The sequence below is a fragment of the Leptospira paudalimensis genome, from assembly GCF_026151345.1.
GTDB classification, from domain to species: Bacteria; Spirochaetota; Leptospiria; order Leptospirales; family Leptospiraceae; genus Leptospira_A; species Leptospira_A paudalimensis.
The window spans coordinates 3121023-3144752 of the sequence record NZ_JAMQPR010000001.1 but is presented as its reverse complement, the minus strand read 5'-3'; the positions used below and the strand labels follow the sequence as shown (position 1 = coordinate 3144752).

The 23730-nt window shown below is 33.6% G+C and carries 25 protein-coding genes; 14 read left to right on the top strand and 11 right to left on the bottom strand.

Annotation, left to right across the window (positions count from 1 at the left end):
* Positions 1–29 precede the first annotated feature (29 nt).
* A complete protein-coding gene (locus tag ND855_RS14520; protein WP_265358926.1) occupies positions 30–530 on the bottom strand; it encodes a hypothetical protein in 501 nt (166 codons plus the stop codon).
* Between the two features lie 126 nt (positions 531–656).
* On the opposite strand from ND855_RS14520, the gene ND855_RS14515 reads away from it, so the two are divergent.
* The 5 genes from ND855_RS14515 to creD all read left to right on the top strand — a co-directional run bounded on the left by ND855_RS14515 (position 657) and on the right by creD (position 6589).
* On the top strand, positions 657–1913 hold the full coding sequence (locus tag ND855_RS14515; protein ID WP_265358925.1) for a U32 family peptidase C-terminal domain-containing protein: 1257 nt from the start codon (positions 657–659) through the stop codon (positions 1911–1913).
* Between the two features lie 124 nt (positions 1914–2037).
* Entirely contained in the window at positions 2038–2913 is an 876-nt protein-coding gene (locus ND855_RS14510; RefSeq protein WP_265358924.1) for a DUF4349 domain-containing protein, read from the top strand.
* Positions 2914–3060: 147 nt separating this feature from the next.
* Positions 3061–3738 carry a response regulator gene (locus tag ND855_RS14505; protein WP_265358923.1) on the top strand — a complete coding sequence of 226 codons (678 nt, stop codon included), beginning with the start codon at positions 3061–3063 and terminating at the stop codon, positions 3736–3738.
* Positions 3739–3742: 4 nt separating this feature from the next.
* The gene (gene creC, locus ND855_RS14500) at positions 3743–5182 is read left to right on the top strand and encodes a two-component system sensor histidine kinase CreC (RefSeq protein ID WP_265358922.1); all 1440 of its coding nucleotides are present in this window, start codon (positions 3743–3745) and stop codon (positions 5180–5182) included.
* Between the two features lie 75 nt (positions 5183–5257).
* A complete protein-coding gene (gene creD / locus ND855_RS14495) occupies positions 5258–6589 on the top strand; it encodes a cell envelope integrity protein CreD (protein ID WP_265358921.1) in 1332 nt (443 codons plus the stop codon).
* A gap of 41 nt (positions 6590–6630) precedes the next feature.
* On the opposite strand, the gene ND855_RS14490 is transcribed toward creD, so the two are convergent.
* A complete protein-coding gene (locus tag ND855_RS14490; protein WP_265358920.1) occupies positions 6631–7329 on the bottom strand; it encodes a helix-turn-helix domain-containing protein in 699 nt (232 codons plus the stop codon).
* Between the two features lie 23 nt (positions 7330–7352).
* Between ND855_RS14490 and ND855_RS14485 the strand changes: the two genes are divergently transcribed.
* A complete protein-coding gene (locus ND855_RS14485) occupies positions 7353–7808 on the top strand; it encodes an SRPBCC family protein (RefSeq protein ID WP_265358919.1) in 456 nt (151 codons plus the stop codon).
* Between the two features lie 142 nt (positions 7809–7950).
* On the top strand, positions 7951–10689 hold the full coding sequence (locus ND855_RS14480; protein WP_265359413.1) for a CHASE domain-containing protein: 2739 nt from the start codon (positions 7951–7953) through the stop codon (positions 10687–10689).
* Here the strand turns inward: ND855_RS14480 and ND855_RS14475 are convergent.
* The 5 genes from ND855_RS14475 to ND855_RS14455 are packed head-to-tail and all read right to left on the bottom strand — an operon-like array spanning position 10679 to position 14144.
* Positions 10679–11254 (bottom strand): DUF4256 domain-containing protein, encoded by a 576-nt coding sequence (locus ND855_RS14475; RefSeq protein WP_407658720.1) that lies wholly within the window; start codon positions 11252–11254, stop codon positions 10679–10681. The genes ND855_RS14480 and ND855_RS14475 overlap by 11 nt on opposite strands.
* 20 nt (positions 11255–11274) lie before the next feature.
* The gene (locus ND855_RS14470) at positions 11275–12249 is read right to left on the bottom strand and encodes a hypothetical protein (RefSeq protein WP_265358917.1); all 975 of its coding nucleotides are present in this window, start codon (positions 12247–12249) and stop codon (positions 11275–11277) included.
* 56 nt (positions 12250–12305) lie between these two features.
* Positions 12306–13193, bottom strand: coding sequence for a hypothetical protein (locus tag ND855_RS14465; protein ID WP_265358916.1), 888 nt, complete (start codon positions 13191–13193; stop codon positions 12306–12308).
* A 21-nt stretch (positions 13194–13214) separates the two neighbouring features.
* Positions 13215–13577 carry a DUF2200 domain-containing protein gene (locus ND855_RS14460; protein WP_265358915.1) on the bottom strand — a complete coding sequence of 121 codons (363 nt, stop codon included), beginning with the start codon at positions 13575–13577 and terminating at the stop codon, positions 13215–13217.
* A gap of 3 nt (positions 13578–13580) precedes the next feature.
* Positions 13581–14144 carry a dihydrofolate reductase family protein gene (locus ND855_RS14455; protein WP_265358914.1) on the bottom strand — a complete coding sequence of 188 codons (564 nt, stop codon included), beginning with the start codon at positions 14142–14144 and terminating at the stop codon, positions 13581–13583.
* Positions 14145–14680: 536 nt separating this feature from the next.
* On the opposite strand from ND855_RS14455, the gene ND855_RS14450 reads away from it, so the two are divergent.
* Complete coding sequence (locus ND855_RS14450) at positions 14681–16066, top strand: hypothetical protein (RefSeq protein WP_265358913.1); 1386 nt, start codon at positions 14681–14683, stop codon at positions 16064–16066.
* A gap of 31 nt (positions 16067–16097) precedes the next feature.
* Positions 16098–16670 (top strand): phage tail protein, encoded by a 573-nt coding sequence (locus tag ND855_RS14445; protein ID WP_265358912.1) that lies wholly within the window; start codon positions 16098–16100, stop codon positions 16668–16670.
* A gap of 94 nt (positions 16671–16764) precedes the next feature.
* On the opposite strand, the gene ND855_RS14440 is transcribed toward ND855_RS14445, so the two are convergent.
* From ND855_RS14440 to ND855_RS14425, 4 genes are all read right to left on the bottom strand, one after another.
* The gene (locus tag ND855_RS14440) at positions 16765–17199 is read right to left on the bottom strand and encodes a DUF3995 domain-containing protein (RefSeq protein ID WP_265358911.1); all 435 of its coding nucleotides are present in this window, start codon (positions 17197–17199) and stop codon (positions 16765–16767) included.
* A 59-nt stretch (positions 17200–17258) separates the two neighbouring features.
* Positions 17259–17873, bottom strand: coding sequence for a hypothetical protein (locus tag ND855_RS14435; RefSeq protein WP_265358910.1), 615 nt, complete (start codon positions 17871–17873; stop codon positions 17259–17261).
* The gene (locus ND855_RS14430; RefSeq protein WP_265358909.1) at positions 17870–18892 is read right to left on the bottom strand and encodes a WG repeat-containing protein; all 1023 of its coding nucleotides are present in this window, start codon (positions 18890–18892) and stop codon (positions 17870–17872) included. The genes ND855_RS14435 and ND855_RS14430 overlap by 4 nt, the downstream gene beginning before the upstream one ends.
* Positions 18893–19185: 293 nt before the next feature.
* Positions 19186–20283, bottom strand: a complete 1098-nt coding sequence (locus ND855_RS14425; RefSeq protein WP_265358908.1) for an alpha/beta hydrolase — start codon at positions 20281–20283, stop codon at positions 19186–19188.
* Positions 20284–20433: 150 nt separating this feature from the next.
* Between ND855_RS14425 and ND855_RS14420 the strand changes: the two genes are divergently transcribed.
* The 5 genes from ND855_RS14420 to ND855_RS14400 all read left to right on the top strand — a co-directional run bounded on the left by ND855_RS14420 (position 20434) and on the right by ND855_RS14400 (position 23673).
* The gene (locus ND855_RS14420) at positions 20434–21156 is read left to right on the top strand and encodes a DUF1554 domain-containing protein (protein WP_265358907.1); all 723 of its coding nucleotides are present in this window, start codon (positions 20434–20436) and stop codon (positions 21154–21156) included.
* 286 nt (positions 21157–21442) lie between these two features.
* Entirely contained in the window at positions 21443–21739 is a 297-nt protein-coding gene (locus ND855_RS14415; protein ID WP_265358906.1) for a beta-propeller fold lactonase family protein, read from the top strand.
* A gap of 30 nt (positions 21740–21769) precedes the next feature.
* On the top strand, positions 21770–22546 hold the full coding sequence (locus tag ND855_RS14410; protein ID WP_265358905.1) for a lactonase family protein: 777 nt from the start codon (positions 21770–21772) through the stop codon (positions 22544–22546).
* A gap of 29 nt (positions 22547–22575) precedes the next feature.
* A complete protein-coding gene (locus ND855_RS14405) occupies positions 22576–23082 on the top strand; it encodes an HXXEE domain-containing protein (protein WP_265358904.1) in 507 nt (168 codons plus the stop codon).
* A 126-nt stretch (positions 23083–23208) separates the two neighbouring features.
* A complete protein-coding gene (locus ND855_RS14400) occupies positions 23209–23673 on the top strand; it encodes an ankyrin repeat domain-containing protein (protein WP_265358903.1) in 465 nt (154 codons plus the stop codon).
* Positions 23674–23730: the final 57 nt, after the last annotated feature.

The following is a 23730-nucleotide window of genomic DNA, read 5'->3' as shown; positions in this document are numbered from 1 at the left end:
CCAGACGTTAAGAGTCAAGAGGATTTTTTCTAAAAGAACGAGACTCCTCTTGAAACAAGGATTCCTGAAATTGCGATGAATAGGGAGAGAAATAAATTGAAACGTCCAAAAAAGCCAGACATCCTTCGATACCGTTCATATTGAACGGGATCAGATTCTAAATAGAAAAATGTTTTTGGACCAGAAACAAAATCGTGGTACACGGAAGAAATAAATAAGATTCCAAACATTCCAATCTTTAAGCTAAACATAAAACCAATCGAAGAAGTAAAAAAAGTAAAGAGATTGTCCTCTCTTAATAAACCTTTGCTAAATAATATTCCAAAACCAGTAGTGATCAAAATAAAAAATAGGATATAAGAAATGTTTCGAAATTGAAGGGCAGTTAATTGGAGTAAGGTTAACTTCTGTTCCTTCAATTTTTGGTTTCGAATGACAGGCATCACTACAATCACATAGAAAATCATACCTCCAACCCAGACCATAGCAGATAGGATATGGAACATTAAAAAAATCAAATAAGCCGTCATTGTAGTTTCAAGTTTTTGTATGAGAATCTTTTGTCTTTCTATTTTTTATTTTAGAAACACTCTAAACAAGTAGAATCATATTTTCCTTTGATCCAAGGAATCACTTTTTTGGAATGGAATATGTATATGAAATCTTTTAGAAACATTCCAGAACTATTATTACCTGCTGGAAACTTAGATAAGTTAAACATCGCGTATTTGTATGGAGCAGATGCAGTTTATTGTGGAGTACCACGTTATTCGTTACGTGCGAGAGAAAATGAATTCTCAATGGAGGATTTACAGACAGCAGTTTCAATCGCAAGAAACCTAAATAAAAAAATTTACTTTACGGTGAATAACATACCTCGTAACTCCAAACTTGGTTCTTATCATAAGTATTTAGAACAAATGGCAAGTTTAAAACCTGATGCTTTGATTATGGCAGATCCAGGATTGATTCATATAACTAAAAATGCATATCCTGAATTAGATATCCATATCTCTGTACAATCAAATACAATGAACTATGCCGCAGTTGAATTTTGGAAAGCATATGGAGCAAAAAGAGTTATTTTGTCTAGAGAGGTATCGATTCCTGAAATTAAAGAGATAAAAGAAAAAGTACCAGATATGGAGATCGAAGTTTTTGTTCATGGTTCAATCTGCATTGCTCATAGTGGAAGGTGTTTTATGAGCAATTATTTTAAAAATCGAGATGCAAACCAAGGATCCTGTAATAATGCATGTCGTGATTTATATAAAGTGTATGTTACAAATCCAAAACAAAATGATGAACCCATGGAACTGATAACGGATGAGGATGGAACATTTTTAATGAATTCCAAAGATCTACGTGCCATTGAGTTTTTACAAGAGTTATGTGATGCAGGAGTCGATTCACTTAAGGTTGAAGGGAGGACCAAAAATGATTTTTATGTTGGCATGGTTGCCAGAAGTTATCGAAAAACATTAGATGGAATCAAACGTGGAGAGAGTTTTGATCGGAAATGGTTGGAAGAATTGGATAAACTTTCTTCCAGAAAGTATTTTTCAGGTTTTTTAACAAGAGGTATGGAAGACCAAATACCAGTAGAAGAACAAAATTTTCAAAACAATGAGTTCGGAACAAGTCTACAAAAAACTCATCATTACGTAGGTCTTGTCAAGGGATACCAACATAAGAACCAAAGAGTCATCATTGAAGTAAAAAACAAAATAGAAAAGGGAGATGTCTTAGAAGTGATCAATCCACTTTCAGAGGATGTTGTTCCTATTGTCGTCAATGAAATGTATTACAAAAACAATATAGTTGATGTTGTTAGTGGGGGAATTGGTTCTGCTGAAATTACAGTACCCTTTGAAATCACTAAACAATCCTTTCTAACCAAACGAATCCTATAGGAGATTTGGTAACGGAGTCGTTTGGACGAATATTTGTTTTCTAACTTGCGCAATCCATTCTTGTTGAGAATAAATTACCGATTGTTTGTTAATGATAATTAGATTGTTTTGATTAGGATTTGTTGTGAAAAAAATAAAATTACCAATTTACCTTCTTATTTTATTTCTCTTTTGGAGCTGTGGAAATGCACAAGAGGAAAGTGTTTCAATGGAATCGGAGGAGAGAAAAATTGCGAGTGCATCTGCTGAAAAAAAAGTAGCACCCAGTTCTCCTTCATTGGAAGAAAGTGCCGATTCCACTGCACAGAGGAAAGAAACTACAATTGGGCCAGTTTTCCTTCCAATCCAAAATAACCAAGATCGTTTATTAGAATTCCAAGTCGATTTAAGTTATCAAACCTCTGATTTAATCAAAACCAGAAAAGATTTTTTGGTATTTGTGAGTAAGTATGGGTTCATTGAAAATAGTTCAGCAATGAATTCGGAATCACCCTATATGAATGTGAAAATGCACATTCGTTCTGACAAACTATACGATGCATTATTGGAATTGGATACGTATGGGACATTACTAAGTGAAAATATAAGTACGATTGATCACACAGAAGGAATGGTTTGGGAGAAAATTAAAACCAACCGAGAAAAAATTCGTTACCAAAGAAGGGTATCTGCCAATCACCAAACAACAGGTAACTCAAGGAATTGGTCTGCAATAGAAGACGCAATTACGGAAAGTGAAAATGAGATCGACCAAACAGAACTTCAAGTATGGAAAATCAATGATAAAGTAAAATGGGCTACATTAAATGTCAGCTTTAGCATTCCCACTCCTGCTGAAAAAATTATCGTACCCCAATACCAAAATGCATTTGTAGGAATTTTCAATTTGTTTTTGGAACTCACATATGTTTTGGTTTGGATGACTCCTGTTTTTGTATTGATAGGATTATTGTACTTTCCCGCTAGGAAAGTACTGAATTGGATAAGAAAAAAGAATTAACCAATCAGTTCATTCATTTCCACAGGATTGTGAATTGATGTTAAATGCTTTTTTTCTTTATCGAATACTGATTGCATTTCTCACCAATATTGATTCACTATGTTTTGAATGTTTCCTCCATTCAAATGGGAACACATTTAATTTTCTATGATCAAAATTTTACTCATCGAAGATGAACCAGGCATACAAGAATCCATTCAAATTACATTAGAGTCTGAGGGTTTTTTACTGACAATCGCATCCACAGGATCAGAAGGACTCAATATGGTGACAGCTGATGTCTCAATTGTGATCTTAGACATTGGTTTGCCAGACTTAAATGGTTTTGAAGTTCTAAAATTGATCCGTCAGAAATACCAAATCCCAGTGATATTTTTAACAGCACGAAATTCCGAAATCGATAAGGTACTTGGATTGGAAATTGGAGCTGATGATTATATCGTAAAACCATTTAGTCCAAGAGAACTATTGGCAAGGATAAGAGCTATCCTTAGGCGAACACAAAATCCGGTGTTTAGTGAAGCAATATCCAATCAAAAAATTAGGATCTCTTTGGATAAAAAACTAGTATATTTCAATGGAAATTCATTGAATTTATCACCTTACGAATACAAAACGATGGAATTGTTTATTAAGTGGCCTGGAAGGATCTTTACTAGAGAAGAAATTATGGACATTGTTTGGACTGAACCTGAAGATAGTTTTGATCGTGCAGTGGACACTGTGATTAAAAATATTAGAGCTAGATTTAAAGAAATAGATCCTAATTTTGATCCAATAGAAACCAGAAGAGGTCAAGGATACGGATTAAAGGAAATTATATGAATCTTTGGTTACGAATTATCATCAGTTTTTTTTTATCTTAGCAATTGGTTTCTATTACTTAATCGATAAAACCGAAGAATCGATTCGTCCTCGTTATATGGAAACTATCGAGGAATCATTAAACGATACAACTCATGTCCTTTCAGCAATCGTTGAAGAACGAATCAATGCAAATCCGAACGAAAGGTTCCATCTTAAATCTTTAGTAGAATCATTATTTAGAAAACCATTTCAAAATGTACGTAATCGTAGTTTTGAAGCAAAAATTTATTCATTATTAAAAACAAATGCAGATCTTCAAATATACATAACTGATTCAAAAGGAATCGTAATTTTTGATTCTGAAAGTTATCGAGAAGACCTAAATTATTCCAAATACAATGATGTTTATTTAACCTTAAAAGGAAAATATGGAGTTAGATCGAGTAAAATGATTGAAACAGAAAAGGAAGGGGCTTTGTTCATTGCCTCTCCCATTCGTTTTCAGAATCAGATTATTGGCGTTTTGACGGTCATCAAACCTAAAGTTGGTGTCATTCCCTTCATTGAAGAAGCAAAACATAAATTTTGGCGAATCTCATTACTCGTGGCTTCATCGATTGCGATTGTATTTAGTTTGCTTGCCTATATAAGTTTTCGACCCATTTTACGTTTGTCTCAATACATTACAGCGTTACGAAACAAGGAGAAAAAACCGTTTCCAAAATTAGGAATGAAAGAACTAAACGAATTGGGTAAGGAAGTTGATCAATTGGTAGTCGAGTTGGAAGGAAAAAAATATGTAGAATCATATGTGCAAACTTTAACACATGAAGTGAAAAGTCCTTTGTCTTCGATTCTTGCAGCAGTAGAATTGATACACTCACATCCAAATGAGATAGAACGACTAACTAAAACAATAGATTCAGAGGCAAAACGGATCCAAAATCTTATCGATCAATTATTGGAACTATCATCATTGGAAGGCAAAAATTCAATCGAATTAAATGATACTATTGATTTGATTTCGTTTTTAAATGAAATATTGTTTCGATTTGAAATTGAATTGGAAAGAAAATCTTTGTCAGTGAAAAAAATATTCCCAGAAAGTTCGGTTATGATCAATGGAAATCAAAACTACCTACGGATGGCCATTGAAAATATAATTCGAAATTCTATAGAATTTGCAAATCAAAATGATTTGATTGTGATAAAATTAGAATCTATTTCCAATCATCAAACAAAATTAATCATTTCTGACCAAGGTCAATTGATTCCTGAATATGCTTTAACAAAGGTTACGGATAAGTTTTTTTCCTTACCTAGGCCAATTGGTCAGAGAAAAAGTTCTGGCCTTGGTTTAAGCATCGTAAAAGAAATTTTAGATTTTCATACAGCAGAATTGAAAATACAAAATAGAATACCCAAGGGAGTGGAAGTGAGCATTTTGTTTCAAAAACAGTAATGCTCACACAATCCTCACATTGTCATCATAATTAGCTCACCAATTTCATTTATAGTAAATCTGTAGGAGTTTTGTATGAGCAAACTAATTTCGTCTATCAATTTACGTCTTATGATCCTCGGTGTGATGATCATATTATTTATCATTCCCCTTTCGATGGTAGGTTCCTTAATCGAAGAGAGAAATCAATCTAGACTAGATGCAGTTACTGAAGTAGGAGAAAAGTGGAGTCAAAACCAAACATTTCTTGGCCCAATTTTAGTCATTCCGTATAACATAAGAATTCCAAAGTCAGGGAATGCACAATCCAAAGAAAAGTGGGATTATATCACAGAGTATGCATATTTTCTACCGGAAGATCTTGGATACCAAGTGGGGATGGTAACCGAAGAAAGAAAAAGAGGGATTTATCATATTCCACTTTATACAAGTAAAATTAATGCAAAAGGAAAGTTTTCGCCAGTTAAATCAAGTGATTTTCCCTTAGATACAACTTATATTTATTGGGATGATGCTAGAATCATTGTATCAGTATCCGACTTAAAAGGATTAGGTGGTGACTTGAAACTAACTTGGAATGGCAAAGAAAAAACTTTTACACCAGGTACAAAATCAAACTTTTTTCCTTCTGGAATGAGCCTTCCCATTCCGTTGGAGGAGAATGAAGGAAATTCCATTTTTAAAATGGATGTTTCTTTAAAAGGATCTGATACATTCTCAATCATTCCGATTGGAAAAAAAACAAAAATGATGATGGAATCGAATTGGAGAGATCCTTCTTTCAACGGAAATATTTTGCCTGTTGATCGAGAAATTTTTGATGGTGGTTTTCGTTCTCTTTGGGAAACTTCTTATTTTTCTCGTTCGTTTCCACAAGTGATACATTCCTTAGATGATTCGATCCTTAACTCAATTCATAACTCTGCATTTGGTGTGAGTTTATTGATTCCGGTAGATCATTATTTAAAATTAGAAAGATCAGTAAAGTATGGATTACTTTTTATCGTCACAAGTTTCACACTCTTCTTTCTAATGGAAGTGTTTGGTGGAATTTTATTACATCCAATTCAATATGTTCTAATTGGATGTGCTATGGTTATTTTTTATGTTCTTAACTTGTCATTATCCGAACATATAGGATATTTAATGTCCTATATGATTTCTTCTCTCTCAGTGACTATCTTAATTGGTTATTATGCAATCCATGCTTTAAGGAATAAGAAAAAAGGGATTATGACGGGAATGTATTATCTCTTTTTATATTCTTTTTTGTATATCATATTGGCATCAGAAGATCAGGCATTGTTACTTGGTTCAATTACGCTCTTTATGATATTAGCACTTGTAATGCATTTTACTAGAAAGGTAAATTGGTATCAATTTGGTTTGAACGTAGAAAACAAATAGTTCAAATATACTCTGTAGTGATTTCGAATTTACTACAGAGTTCAGTTCAATGATTCTAGGTATTTTTCTGGACTCAGTCCAATCATTTTTTTAAATACTCGATTGAAATGAGCTTGGTCAAAAAATCCAAATTCATTTGTAAAATCAGCTAAATGAATGGACTTATCTTTTTCTAATCGTTCCGCTATTTCTTGCATTCTATACTGTTGGATCACCCATTTTGGACTAACACCTACATATTCTCGAAATAACCTTTGTAAAGTTCTTAATTGAATCGAATAGACTTTCACAATTTGATCGACTGATAATATAGAGCTATTAGTCTTTATTCCATTAATGATATAATTTAATTCTTCAATTTTTGAGTCTTTTTTTAATGATTTATTTTGAATCCAAGATTCGAAGAGTTCAATTTTAGTTTTATCATCTTTTGTTCTGCAAATTCTTGCTTCCATTTTTATATCATCTGTAAGATTAAATAACGAATTGAAAGGAATCCTTTTGTTAGTTAATTTTGTAATTGTATTGAAGTAGAATGGATAAAATCCGGCAGGTTTAAATTTAATACCGAATACCGATCCACTTCCACTCAAAGTAATTGAAAATTTTTTTTGATGAACTCCATAAACTATAGAATTTCCTCTTTCAAAAACAATATGAACACTTGGATAAGGAAGTGTTTCCGCAACATATGATTCATTTTTTGACGCGTTTTTACAATCCAAAACTTCTTTAAACATTTATACTGAAAAAAAGGTTACACATGAAACTAACACCATCTTTGGATCAAATGTTAAAAATTGAATGCAATACATTCATCCATTCTAATGTACAGAATATTTGGATCTTACTCGTGACTCCTGAATCCATTAAAAAATATTTATTTGGAACAGAAACGGTTTCAAATTGGACAATTGGTAGTGAGATTCGCTTCAAAGGTGAATGGGAAGGGAAATTATATGAAGATAAAGGTATCATTTTGAATTTAGAGTTTCAGAAAGAATTAAAGTATTCTAATTTTTCAAGTTTCTCGGAAATGCCTGATTTACCAGAAAACTATTCTATTATTACAATGAAACTTGTGGAAAAAAATGAAGGTGTTTTTTTATCCCTTTGCCAAACAGGATTTTTTTCAGAAGAACAACAAAAACATTCTGAGCAAAATTGGAGTCAAATATTAGAAAAAATAAGAATACTTGCAGAAGATGGAAGCGTTTGAACTACAAAAATTTTTAGTTTTCAATTCTATATGTCACTAAAAACTCAAAATTGATTAAAAATTTATCCTTATGTTTTGAATTGGTATAGATTCTTAATTTTTTACTCGTCTTTATAAGAGTATGCACTCTTTAGATGATAGGATGAGTTATTTTTTTCGGAAAATAGGAGCATTTTTATTTGTCTATGTAGTGTATTTCGCTTCTGGAAAACTTAGTTTATACTTATCTTCGATTGATGGATACAGCACTCCAGTTTGGCCACCAGCAGGATTTGCTCTTGGTTTTATATTAATCTTTGGTAATCGAATTTGGTTTGCTCTTTTTTTAGCAGCATATTTTACCAACACACATTTTTCCAATCCAGATCTCAGCTGGTTCCAAACGATCAAAAACAATCCCCAAAATATCTTTATCTCGATTGGAAATTCCGTCTCGGCATTGTTTGGTGGCTATTTGCTTAAGAAGTATTCAGATTCAAAATTGAATATTTTTTCTGTCAGGGATCTATTATCTTTTTTTGTTTTAGCTGGACCATCAGCAGCATTTGTGTCTTCTTTAATTGGTAGTATTTCACTATTAGCCTTTGGTATCATTTATAAAGATTTTTTATTCCAAACATGGTTTACCTGGTGGTTAGGTGATTCGATTGGAATCATAATTTTTACTCCCATTCTAATTTTGACATACAAATGGTTATTAAAAGAAGAAACGGGAATGCGTTTGGTTCTGTTTACGTCCGCCACGATGGGAACATTCATTCTTACGCTTACAATTTTTTTTGTAACTAGAGATTGGGAAAAAGAATTTATCCAATACAGAATTAAGTCTGACGGACAAATCATATCATCAGAAATAGAAAACCGTATTTTGGAAAATTTGCGAGTTGTAAAGTCCTTGGGATCTTTTATTGGCCTACAAAAAAACATGAATAAAAAAGATTTTGATACATATGCAAAATCAATTTTGGATGAGACAGAAAGTGTTTCTGCATTATCATGGAACGTTCTAATACCAAATACAAAACGTATTGAATATGAATCAAAGTTAAAGTTTGATTATCCAGGTTCGATTGGAATTAATTTTAAGGAGGGAAATGAAACCAAACTTTCCCCTGCCAAAGAAAAATATATTTTTATACGATATATTTATCCAATCATAGGAAACAATTCTGCAGTAGGATATGATGTATTTTCAAATCCAATTCGGAAAAAAGCATTATTGAAGGCTATGGAATCTAATAGCTTAGAGATCACTGGAAAAATTAATTTAGTTCAAGATGATATTGATAATACTGGTTTTCTAGTTTTTTATCCACTAAAAAGAAATGATGGTGAATATGGTTTTGCAACTGCGGTTATCAAAATCAATTCTATCATTAAAAAATCATTAATTGGAAGTGATCAAAATAATCTTTGTGTACAAATATTAGAAAGTGATGATAAACATTCCAATGAAGTATACAATCGAAATTGTATTGCTTCGCAGGAGAAAATATTCTCTGATTTCTCTCATAGTCACAGTATGAAAATCGGAAGTCACCTTCTAACGTTTCGAATAGTCGCTACAAAGGAATATTTTGAAAAAAACTTGACTAACGCTTCTAGATTTATACTCATTATCTCTTCCTTATTAACAGGACTCCTAGGAATACTTATGCTCATCATTCTTGGAAAAGAAAAAAGCATCCAAGAAATTGTTGAAAAAAGAACTTTCGAATTACAAAAAGCAAACCGTGTAAAGTCAGAGTTTCTCGCAAACATGAGTCATGAGATTCGCACTCCAATGAATGGTGTTTTAGGGATGTTAACATTGTTAGAAGAAACCAATGTAGATCTTGAACAAAAGGATTATCTGGACAATGCTAAAAAGTCCGTACTATCACTATTGACAATCATCAATGATATATTAGATGTATCCAAGTTAGAAAATCATAAACTTGAAATTATCCCAACTGAAACAAATGTATATAAACTTTGCAGGGATATACAGTTGTTATTCCAATCTGATGTGATAGAAAAAAATCTAAAATTTAATTTAGATTTTACGATTGAAGATACAAATCTACATATCTTAGTCGATGAAAATCGATTGAGACAAGTATTAAACAATTTGATTAGTAATTCACTGAAATTTACACCGAGTGGCATCATTACATTGGCAGTAAAATTAGACCCGAGTCGAAAGTTTATCGAATTTTGTGTCCACGATACAGGGATTGGAATTTCAGAAGAGAATATTAAAAGATTATTTGATCGATTTGTGCAATTGGAAGATGCAAGAACAAAACGATTTGAAGGTGCTGGATTAGGTTTATACATTTCAAAACAGTTAGTGAATTTGATGGGTGGAGAGATCAAAGTTGATAGTATTTTGAATATTGGATCTACATTTAAGTTTACGATCCCATTCCACCAAGTCTCTGTTCCTAAACAATTCATTCCTCGAATCGAATCACCAGAGACATTCAATCTAAAAAATATAAACGTACTTGTGGCCGAAGATAATCTCCTAAATCAGAAATTTGTTAGAAAGGTTTTGGAGAAGGAAAAAGTTCATGTTACGATTGCTTCAAATGGTATAGAAACGATTCAACTTTTAGATGCTTCTCTCGTTGATGAAAGTAAAAAATATGATTTGATACTGATGGATATTCAAATGCCAGAACTAGATGGATTGGAAACTACCAAACGTATCAGAAATCGTAAAGATGAATACCAACGTATTCCAATCATTGCATTAACTGCTAATAACATGGATTCCCAGATACAAGAATACCTCGAGAATGGAATGGATGACTGTGTAAAAAAACCAATAATTCTGTCTGAGTTACTTAATTCGATTTATAAAATATTTTCGAAATCAATTGATTCTAAAAAGTAATCGAACATCTAAATCCCCTAACAGCATAGTAGGAATCTGCTCCATTATGATACACAAATACTGTTCCATAGCGATAATCACAAAAAAGGGCACCACCTAACTTTCTGATCTGTTCTGGTGTTTCGATCCAACTGGATGTTTTTTTGTCAAATTCACCAAGCGAATGCAAAAATCGATATTGTTCTTCATTTAACAATCTTGCACCAATTTTTTTTGCAAAATCAATGGCATTGTTTTTAGGTTGATTCAATTTTCTAGATTGGAGTGCTTCAAGGTCATAACAACAACTCCTTCTGCCTTCGGGAGATTCTTTTGAACAATCAAAGAAGGTTATAAGTTTATTTTTTTTGTCTTGTAATACAACGTCTGGTTCGCCACCAGATTCTTCCATTTGCTTAAGCACATTTACTTTGTCGGGATGATTTTTCAGTTTATCCTCAATCAAATTCCATTGAATTCCCTTATGACGTTCTGGATGGTTTTTAAATCTTTCTTTCAAGATTTCTATGAATTTTTGATTTGAATGCAGTTCGGAATGATTCGATTTCATAGTATTTTTTGTCATAAAGGTGTCAGTAGTTTCAATTATATTTCGGTTCGAATCCGTTGGTTTTCTTTTACAATATAATTTTCAAATTCATTCTCATAAGATTTTACTTTTTCAGAAATTTGTTTTTTTGTCTGATAAAGTGTCGGGTATTTTTGAAGTGAAAAGGTTTCCGGTTCAATCATCACTTCACTTTCCTTTTGTTCTATATCGTAAACTAATTGGTCCAAGAGTAAATGATAAGTGAAATAAAATGCAATTATTTCCATCTTATTATCATAGTCTTTTAGACTTTTAATTGAATCAAATTTATCAATTAAGTTTTTTCCAATGTCATTCAATGAAGTGACTTTTTTCTCAATAGTATCTTTTGAATCTCTGATTTCGAGGAATGCATGTAATAACGGTAAACTAGCTATTTGATTGATCAATATGATTTTAGATAATTGTGTTTTTTCAAAATCATCAATTAAAAACAATTCGAATTTTGTTAATTTGATTTTTTGAGTTACCAGATAATTTTGAATGAATAATGATTCAATTGCGTATGCATCAGCTTCAAAGAGTGCTTTTACAATTCGATTATTTTTATAAAATAAAAAATATCGTTGGCTATTAAAAAAATCATATGCATGAGTAAATTCATGTACTAAGGCAGAATAGAATATACTTGGATTTTTATCGAATTGATCTAAAAAGTAAGTTCCTATAACAATTGCTGGTTTTTTATTTTCATTGTAAAAATCAACAAAACCCATTGCTGATAAATCTTGACTGCCATTTACATCGATTAAAAAAGTAATTTCGCCTTTCATGGCTTGGCTTATCATAAAATTAACCTTTTGTTCGACTAGATCATGTTTTTTAGGTGAAGATTTAAATACAGTTTCAAATTGTGTAATTGCATTTCTTAAAATCGGTTCGTAATCACTTAGTGTTTTTGAATTAATTTCATTTCCCAAAAGTAGAGTTGGGAAAACGAAAAAGAGTAATAGTATGGAATATTGTTTCATTTTATTTACCTTGTTTGAATACGCTTTCATGGTTTTAGCAGATCCCTTTGAAAATTTCATTCCGAAGATTTAAGAGTAGTTTCGATATTAACTTCTCTTAGAGTCCATCCTTCATACGTTTTTAAAAAGAATAAATGGATAATCTCTTCGCCTGATTTTAATTTTAAATACTTTCCAAAAATATATTGTTCGTTGTTCCTTAGGTCTAAATTTTCCGATATTTCATTTGGATTCAGATTGATAAGGGAGTTTTGCAGAAATAAGATTCGATTTGATATTTCATTTTTAGAACTTAATGTCTGAATTGGATTTCCAGAAATTTTGAATTCTTTTTTGTCTTTCTCTTTTAGCAAAAAATTTTGATCCAATAGTTGAGCAATTTGGTATATGTTTTTGTCCTTTAAGATTCTAAATGTTTCATTGATGTCCAGGGTTTCGCTTACATTAGCCGATCCCTTAAAAGTAAGTTTGATGCTTGAGACTTTTTGATTCTGAACTTCAATGCTGAAATTTCTACTACGATCGTATGAGTAATATTGTATTGTAGATAATTCTTCTTTCGTTTCTTCATCAAAGGCCTTTCTGATTTCGTCTGGTTTGCCAAAGACAGAGACAACCTTTTCTATTGGATCTCCTAAATTTATCTCATTTAGACCATAGAATTTAGGATTTTTATTTCCTTGGATTTGAATCGCCCACACTAAGTCTGGTCTTTTGTTCTCAGATTCCACAACTAAGATATGTTCGTCTAATTTGTAGGCATCGTAACTATATCCATCTTCAAATGTATGCGATTTAAAGGGTTTGCCATAAAGATCGGAAACTAAATTTCGTTTTTGACCGAGTTTAATTCCATACATCATGAAGAGTTTTGATTCTCCAAAAATGGAAAGTGGAGAAAGAACAAAAACGAATATCAAAGGTAGAGTTATTTTTGATTTCATTTGGTATTTATTAGTATCTTTTTATTTTCTTAAGATTTTATCGATTGATTTCCCTTTAGCCAACTCATCAACAAGTTTGTCTAAGTACCTTACTTTTTTGGTTAACGGGTTTTGGATTTCTTCGACACGATACCCACAAATCATTCCTTTGATCATGGTTGCATTTTCATTTAAGGAAGCTTTTGAAAAAAATGTATCAAAGGTAACATTTTCATTAATCAATTCTTTTATTTTTTTCTCATCAAAGGAAGTGAGCCATTCGATCACTTGGTTTAATTCTTTTACAGTTCTTCCTTTTTTTTCAACTTTTGCGACATACATAGGATATACGGAGGCAAAAGACATTTTGGCAATTTTTTGATGGTGTTCTAAAGTAGGTTCCATACTTTATTTCTCTCTTCTTGTTTTGTAATGGTGTGCGATATTTCCCGAGGAAAACGTTTTGATTTCTATCAAATCTAATCTAACGGGTGTTTCTAAAGGATGATCACTAAATAACCTAGGACCTTTTCCCACAATGACGGGATGGATGACAAATCGATATTCATCGATGAGACCGAGACTCGAAAGTTGAGAAGCGATACTTAAACTACCAACACTAATGTCCTTTCCAACTTGTTTTTTAAGATATTTTACTTCCTCCTCCAGAGACCGAGTAGCGATGGTTGTGTTGGGATCTGATACCTGTTTAACCGAATGAGAAAAGAGAATTTTTTGAAGGGAAGTAAAAACGTCAGCAAATTCATTACTAACGTTCGACATGGATTTATTTTTTGCTACATCAGGCCAAAATGGAACCATTAAGTCATACGTGATACGTCCATAGAGGATTTGATCTGATTGTTTTAAAAAATCGGTGAAGTATTGGTGTAGGTCTTCATCGACAACCATGCCTGTATGACCATAAAATCCATCCGACGATACATTGATTCCAAAGACAACTTTTCTCATTCGCCTTTTTATATAGACTTTGTGTTGTCTTGGAAGTACATTTTGGACTTCGGCATGGGCAAATTAGAAATTTTCTAACAAAATGTTACATAAAACCTCAGTTTGTAAGAGAAAATTTGAATTTCAAATCCTTTGTTTTCATTTTGAATTCAGTTCAAGATTTTGAAACAAATTCCAATTCACGTCAATCCTAACAGTAATATAACAAATATTATAGATCACTCATTCAATAAATTAGGGATAAGTATAAGAATATATGTTCTATGAAGATGTTTTCTACATTAACGAACAATAATTGGTATATGAAAATTCTATGTTATGCGAAAAATTAGTTGACTGTTACATTCGGATTACTCAGATTTGGCGACATTGTCAATGAAGGAATCAATCAATTCCTATCATTGATTCGTATATTTGAAAAAACTAAAAGGTAAAAAAACATGCGCAAAGTATTGATTGTGATCTTTGTTGTTAGTTGTTGCAATTTGATTATGTGCAGCGGTGATAACAAGATTTCCAATTTTAACAAAATGTTTATGTTTGGTTCTTTTTTTGCATCTAGTTCAGTTGTTGTTACACCTGAAACTGGCGCTGTAATCCAAGCTCCAACCATGAGTTTAACGATACCATTAGGTGCGTTAGATGAAGAAACAGTGATTACGTATTCGGAGACAGGATTGCCACCGGCAACTGATTCGATTGTACCCCTCCAAGTTGCCTATAAGTTCGGGCCTGAGAATTTGCAATTCAACAAACCAGCACAAATGAAAATTTGTTATGATGGTCGACCTGAATTTTTGCAAGGTAAAAGTGAGAAAACGTTGCAGATACAACACTATGATCCCGCAACGAAACGATATATTAGTTATGGTGGCGATGTTGACTTAGTGAACCATTGTGTCACAACTTCTATTTATCACTTCTCAAATTATATTCTAACGGCTCAAAATTTAGTATTAACTAACAATCCTCCAACAATCGGTGGTGCTACTTTTTTCCCCGGTCGATTGATCGAAGGACTACCAGCCGTTGTAAGAACGAGTATTCTTGATTGGGATGCATCTGCAATAGTGACGGCAAGATTTTATTATAGAACCCAAGGCAGTGGTTCTATTTTCAAAAGTATTGTTATGTTGCCCGATGAAAATGATGGTACTGGTCAATTTTACCAAGCTAAAATTCCTGGGTCAGATATTTTTGCAGCCGGTTTAGAATACTACATTGAGGTTTATGATTCGTTAAATGCAAGAGTCACTCGGCCAACAACTGCACCAACTTCCTTTGATACAATAAGTGGTGATATAAGAGATAGTGTAACACCAATTCGGTTTCAAAATACAATCACCAGGATGACTGCTGGTTTTTCAAGAGACTTGACCATTCAAGTGAAAGGAAATTCATCTGCAACGTATTACCCGGTACCAGCTGAAACAATGACCTTTGCTGGTGGAAAAGGAGTAACATCACGACCAAATTGGTTAAGTGCACGTTACACAGCACAAGTAATTGGTGGGTCCTACATCCAAGCAAGTTATGGAAATCTTAATCTTTCCATGCCGATTAATGTATATCCAGGTATTATGGTGAGGATGGTTGTGCTATATAACTCAGCTGAGTTACCGAATCCATTCCAAGTGAATGCTGGAACGACAACTGCGTTAGATGCAGCAGGGTATGATGCATTTAATAATTTCATATTTGTACACCCCACATTCACTTCGGAACCAATCATTGGAGGATTTGGTGATCCCTTTTCGGAATTTGGAAAGTTCAACGCATCCTATCACCCAACTGACAAAACAGGAACAATTTCGGTAAGTTTAGGTGGATTTACATCTACATACAATATTTTAGTAAAAGGGTTTGGAATACTTTGTCAGTATGATGTAGGAACTTTTGATTCTACATGTATATTTAATTAAGACGTTTAAATAATTTAAGAGGAAAAAACAAATGAAAGGTAATATTAAAGAATATTTAAGAAGTGGATTTTATAAAGGTGTTGGGATTACATTAGGATTTTTTACAACAAGTTTAGTGGCAGCTGCTGCAGCGATGAACTTATTTGCTCCAGGAGAAGTGATTAGTTCTGCAAGGATCAATCAAAACTTTCTCATTGCTGCTCCAGAAGGTGCGGTTGTTGCATTTTATCTAAACAACTGCCCAGAAGGTTGGGCTCCTGCAGATGGAACGAACGGCACTCCTGATTTAAGAGGAGCTTTCATCCGAGGAAAAGACAATAGCGGAAGTACATTGAGAGATCCAGATGGAATAAGAGCATTAGGAAATTTTCAAGATGATGCCTTCCAAGGACATTTTCACGATATTCAAGGTGAATATGCTTCTTATTCAGGCGTCACGGGATCAATCCTTGTTACAAGAGATTCACCTACGATCGGTTCCACTAATTACAGTGGAGGATCTGCTAGTACAATAAAGACAGATGGAATAAACGGTACTCCAAAAATCGCAAGAGAAACTCGTCCTAAAAACATTGCTTTGACTTATTGTATGAGAAAAAATTAAACTATCAAAGTAGTTCTATGAATAAAAACACAATCGATATTTTGAATCGATTGTGTTTCTTTCCTCTCTTGCTTTCAATTCATTGCACATTCGCTTAAATACTCATCATTAAAAATGAAAAACCTATCAGAAGAGAGAGTGGGTTGTAAATTCGTTTTGTATATCGTACAAAGATTGGCTCCCAATGTTTTGTGACCCAAGGGAGATAACCCAGAATTCCTCTTAAAAGAAATACGATTGCCACAAAAATCATACCATACCGAATCAGATTGGTGATTTCTGGACTAAATTCCAAATCGTTTCGAACCAACCATATAACCGGTAAACTTGAAAACAAAACCAAGCCAATGGCTACCACAAAACAACTGAATGGTGATGGAAAATGAGTTCCTCTTCCAAAAACTTTATTAACTAAATCTTGTTGATTCTTTCCTGGCCATAAACCACCAAACGCCCAATACATATGGATAAAAGCGAGTATGATGAGGAGGAAAGAAGTAGAGATAGGAATAATTAAATTTAGATTCATATCGGTTTGAATTTATAAAATTTTGAAAACACTAAAATTGTATACAGTTGAATTGTAATCTAAAGAGACTTAGAATCGATTTTGACAGTGGCAATCATTGATTTGATTTCATTCAATCTAGGTTCGAAGTCATCAAATGGAATTCCAGAACCAATGAAATAATAAAAATCTTTTTGAGGGAAAATCCAAACTGCTGAAATAATTTTTTTTTCTTCTTCTTTTTCATTATAGATAGAATAGGAAAAAAGACTATAACCTGCTAAATTTCCATTGATCCGAACTGATTTTGGTTCAATTAAATAGTCAAAATTTTTCAACTCAAGTGAAACATAAAATAACAATTTTCGTAATGTCTTAGGTATGTTTCTAAATTCCAAATTGTTTTTTTGTATTTTGACATTGACTGTAGTCAAATACTCATCATTCTCTAGGTCTCCTTTTCGAAGTGAAATGATCGGAATCTCTGAATTTTCTTGTAACAGTTTATTAAACGTTGGCGAACCTAAATTGACACGTTGGAGATTTTCCTGAAACTCTTCTGTTGATACTTCATCCCATATAACTGGAACTTCCATTGAAAAACCCAATGATTTTAGCTGTTTGACTTGGGGTGGAATCGCAATTAAGATTGAAGTAACGATCGTAAAAATCAATAACCAGGTAATTTTTTTCATCTATGAATGCATCCTCTTAAATTGACAAATCCCCATAAATTGTTTAGTTTATAACTGAATATACCTTCTTTGATTTCACTTACACTTTCAAATATAGGTGGAACTAACCATTCCGCTTCTAATGTGATGAAACCCTTTTTTTTCTTTTCTTCTGCAATGGCGATTCCATTTTTAAATGAACCAATATAATCTATGTTTGGTTCTATTAAATAATCTCCTCGTTTATTGATCTTTCCATATTTTTCTTTGATCTTTATTGTTGCGTATCCTTCTGAAAAATCATAAACATCATCAAATTTTGGTTCGATAACAATTTTCCCCGTTTCGTCCAAAAATCCCCATTTATGATTCAATTGAAATCGTATTAATCCTTCCTTTACTTGTCCCAAATAATCATATTTAGGTGGTATGATTATCTTAAAATTGGAATCCATTAAACCCATTTTTTTGTAATGAGTAAACGTTAGATGCCCTTCATAAAAATAAGATTTTATATCATAAAGATCATGAACAAATTTTTTTTCGATCCCATTTGTATTCACAAGACCTTGGTGTTCTTCTCGTTTGAATACTGCCCATCCGTTGTGAAAATTGGTTAGAAAATCATATTTTGTTGGTAAAATAAATTTTCCCTTTGTATCTATAATTCCATATTTATCGTCATTTTGAACTAATGCATAACCATTGTGAAATGAATATGCCTCATCAAATGATAAATCCCCTAAAAGATTCCCTTTTTTATCTAAGTATGCCTTGGGATCTCTAAAACTGGCACCATCACGGTATACTGCAAATCCGTTTGAATAATCACCTACGAATACGAGATCGTAAGCAAAAACAAGTTTATCTTCTGTATTGATAAATCCGTATTTTCCATTTTGTTTGGCTCGAATCCATTCTTCTGAAACATCAGATAAGTCTTCGTATCTGCTATGATAAACTTTGATTTTAGGATCAGTAGCATACAAATAATTATTTTTTTGGCTCCCTGAAGACAATTCTATTAATCGGAAGCTCATTTTGCAACCCTTGTAAATTGGATTTACTTTTTCGGGTAAACTTGAACAGCTTAAAATCGCTGTTAGACTCCAAAAACATAAGAAAATGTATATCTTTTTCATTCAGATAACAATTGTAAAATTATAGTTTGGATTTGAACAGTCTATTTCTATTGTTCAAGATACAAAATGATTTGAATGTCAGATATGGAATCGTGCCGCTGCGCCCCGGATCGACTGAGCGCCCTCGCCGAAGGAGAGCCGGAAATGTGCGCCCATATAAAAAATCGTACATTACATTGACTCCCGAGCATTTAATTTACAGTTAGCTTTTGTTTTGTGGTTACGAACTGGAATGCATTTTCAGATAAGGTTTTACCATTGATGGTAGCTGTCCAAGCCCCATGGCCAGCACCTACCAGTGGATTAAACTCATAGGATGCCCCAGAAGCAATGTATGCATCTCGGAGTGCTTCTGCTTGTGTAAAGGGAACATCTGCATCAGCTGTCCCATGTACGATGCTCACTGGAGGATCGTTACTATCAAACCTAGATTGCCCTGTAATGGCTTGGAGGTATGTCATATGATTAATCCCACCCCAATGGTCAATGATGGTGTGGATTTTGGAACCTGCTGAAAGGTTTGTCGTCGAAAGAGTGGTATCAGTTAAAGTTAAAGTTTCATCTCGAAAATCACTTACATTGGTGATTCCTAACATATTGGCTAAAAAAGAACCAGCAGAACCACCTAATGCAGTTACATAATTAGTGTTAATTCCATATATGGAAGCATTGGCATAAAGCCAACGAACAGCAGCCTTTGCATCCCGAGCAGCTGGATACATGGCATAACTTTGTTGTTTTTCTGTGGGTGTAAGTGATGAGTTTAACACATACGTTCCCCAGGCAGTAGAAAGTGTTCCGTAAGCAGATACCAATCGATAGTTGATGGAAATACATACCCAACCACGACTGGCAAAATAATTGGCAATCTCAACGATGTTTGTATCTTCTTTTGATCCTGTTGTGAACCCTCCACCATGGATGAGGACCATTGCGGGTCGGTTTGTAGGTGCGTTCTCGGGTAGATATAAATCTAAACTTAAATTGACAACGCTGGTTGTGTTTGTCCCCCAATTCGAATGGCTAAGAGCTTGTGCATACACAAATGTTGATTTGGAAACAGTATAAGTTGAATTTTGTTTTACAGTCGGTGGGACGTTTGTTTGGGTAAGTTGGACGAGGAGTAGAGTGGAGAGTAACATGTTATTGTCTGCATCCGATTTTCCTGTGATTTCATTTGGGAGGGCTGAACAAGATAAGGCAAAACCAAGAGTAATCAATACCAATGTTAATGGAATTTGAAACCGAAAACAATTGGGAAGGTGTAAAAGTTGATTCCTTTGTTTCATACTTACTACGACAGTTGGTATCGTTAATTCGAATGAATTTAAATGGTGTTCAGTAATTTTTTTATCAGGAAATCTCCTGAAAAGAAGATTCCATTTTTTCAATGTGACAAAAGAATTCCCATCAAATGTTGGGAAAAAATTATTTCTTAAATGTTAAAATTAGAGAATGATGATATGATCATCCAAACCAATATGAAAAGGATTCTATTTATAAATTGTATATTCTTTTTATGTTGTTTCCAATGCAAAAAGGCGGATCTTTGCAATCCTGCTGATACAGAAAGCCAATGTGGAATTTTAAATTTGGCTCTGCAAAGAACAAGTAATTCTGCTTTCCCAAAGATACCTCATTGTTCTCCTTGCAAATTGTTTGTTACGGCAACGACTTATAATGCCAATCTGCTAGGTATTGCTGGTGCCGATGCGAAATGTTCGGTTGATTCGAATAAACCTGCATCTGGAACGTATAAAGCTTTACTTGTTGATGATTCGAATCGAAGAGCATGTACAAGTGTTAATTGCACAGTCGGTGGAATCGCGGAACAAATCGATTGGGTATTTGCACCTAATGTCAGTTATTATTCTGTAAACACTTCAGCTTTCATTTTTACATCAGATGTGAATGGTGTCTTTACCGGCTCATTAACGACTACTGTATCTGCACCAACAGGGATTTGGACAGGGATCAAAAATAATCCGTCTTGGGATTGGCAAACAGATACATCTCATACATGTACTTCCTGGTCGGATAGTGTTTCCGCTAATTGTGGCACATACGGAGTGACTTCTTGGCAAGATAGCCGAGCGATAGCGATCACATCTGCCTATGGGAATGGAGGTACACTTAACAATCTTCTATGTATTGAGCAGTAGAATTAGGAAATCGATTTTGATGGCAATACAGATAAAAGATTTTTCTAAATTCAACAATTAATTGACTTTATTTTGATTGGTTCCATCTGATTCAGTTATATTCTCCATGGAATCGAAAGAACCAAAAATTTGGATCCACAATTCATTAGGATTCATACTAAGGAAACCCATCCATCGTCTATTCGTGTTAATTTGCATTTTAGTAAGTATGGAAGTTACCTTTCATTGCAAACCGACGGTGCTCAATTCTGTCTGTGATTCGAGTTCAAAATCATTTAAAGATTCTATGATACTACTTCTCGCAACGAGTGAACGATTTCAATTTTGTGGCGGAACAGTTTTCCAAAAGCGAATTAAGACCCCACGTTATTTACTCGTGTCGAATGTTGGAACGAATTTCGCAACAAGTAACATCAGTGTATTTCGGATCAATTCTAATACTGGTGAAATTACCTTGGTTCCAGGATCTCCTTTTCAACTAACAAATCGTCCACGGTTTACACTTACCAACGCTTCTGGAACAATCGTTTATGTTGCCAATGTTGGTAATACTTCGGTGTCAACCTTGAGTCTGAATCCATAGAATGGTGTATTATCGACTAAATCTTCTGATTTGGTTCTACCATCTACTCCCTATTCATTAGCGATGGATCCTTCCGAAAAATACCTGTTTGCCAGTTCCGAAACCACCCAACAAATTCATAGAATGGCAATCGATGTTAATGGTAATATTTCAATTTTATCACCTGCTACTGCTACTTTAAATCCAACATCTGGTGCTGTCGGTAGGTTAGCTTTTGATTCCTCTGGGAGGCATGTGTATGTTGGACTTACAGGTGCAGCAGCTAGTGTATCTGGAATCCAAGCTTTTAGTTTGGATTCTGTTAGTGGATCGTTAACATCCGTAGGTGTTTATAATACAAGTGAGAACAACATTTCTGTTGCAATCTCTCCCAATGGACAATTTGTCTTTGGAGCCAATTACTTTTCACAGGATGTTTTTCCATTTGTTAGGAACCAAACAACTGGAACTTTGACAGCTCAATCAACGATAATGGCAGGATCAGCTCCTGCTTATGCTCTTGTCGATCCATTCAATCGATTTTTATATGTTGCGAATAGTGGAATAGGGCAAGGTACCATTTCTGCATACAAAATTGACCAAGTGAATGGAACATTAACGACTATTAGTGGGTCTCCATTTAATTCCGGATTTAGCCCAATTGGGATCAGTATAGACCAAAGTGGAAAGTATTTATATACTTCTAATACTCAAGATGGGAATGTATCAGGGTATACGATTTCGGAAACAGGAACATTATCTCCGATAGTTGGATTTCCTGTTTCTGCAGGAACCAATACATTTTCCGTCGAGATTGTATCCTATTAAGGAAATTGAAGAACATAGGAGACGAAAATATGATCGAATTTGAAAAACATTCCTTTTACCAAAAATTGATTTGGCTCTTTCCAATTGCATTTTTTTTTCATGTGATCGAAGAATCAAACGGATTTTCTTATTGGGTCACTACTATCTTAGAAGGCCAAATGGATGTTAGTGTATTTTATATAAACAATTTGATGTTTATGGTTGTACTACTCCTACTTACATTTTTTGCATTCAAAAAGCAAAATTCGATTTCTACCTTTTTATTATTTTTATGGGTTTCTGGACAACAGTTTTGGAATTTTGTATTCCATATTTACACTCAGTTTCAGTTTAATGCATATTCACCTGGTTACTTTACTGCCATTTTCTTATATTTTCCAATCTACCTGTACTTAACATACCTTGCACTCAGAGACCATCATCTCAAATGGAAACAATGGATCCTATGTTTTGTGTTCGGTTCATTTGGAATGGTGTTTACCATTTGGTCAGGTTTATATCATTTTGGTTCTGTTCCATGGAGTAAATGGATTTAAAGAAAACAGTTGAGAGATATCTGTTTTCCGATTTTATATCTAATTTGTTAATGAACACATAGTAGTTTCCCACATTTGCGGAAATCCACTATTTCGAAACTGGTTCGGTCATGTGAAAATGCGATCATGAAACGAACCAATTTTTTTGTAATCAGTTTCTTACTTTTGACAATCCAATGTGCGAATATACAAACGAGATCGGAAGATCGTTTTTATAATTTGTATTACCAAGTTGCAATTGGAAATACAGAGAGAGTCAGACAATTAATTGTACAAGGATACGACTTAAACACTCCTGAAGATACGTTTGAAAGACTAACGCCACTTATGATCGCCTCAAAAGAAGGTCATACAGAAATTGTATCACTCTTAGTTTCTATGAGAGTTGATTTAGAAGCAAAAACTAGAAACGGACATACTGCCTTAATGATGGCAGCTTATAATCGTTATCCGAGAATTGTTAAAATTTTACTAGATGCTGGAGCAAATCCAAATGTAGTCACAAATGAAGGTCACACTGCCTTGTCGGAAATTCTCCTTTCCGAAAGGGAAGAGATTGTTAAATTATTGAAGGAGAAAGGTGCGAAATGAAACTCTTCATGTTCTCACCTAAATTATACGTTTCTATAATCTTCTTATTATTGACTG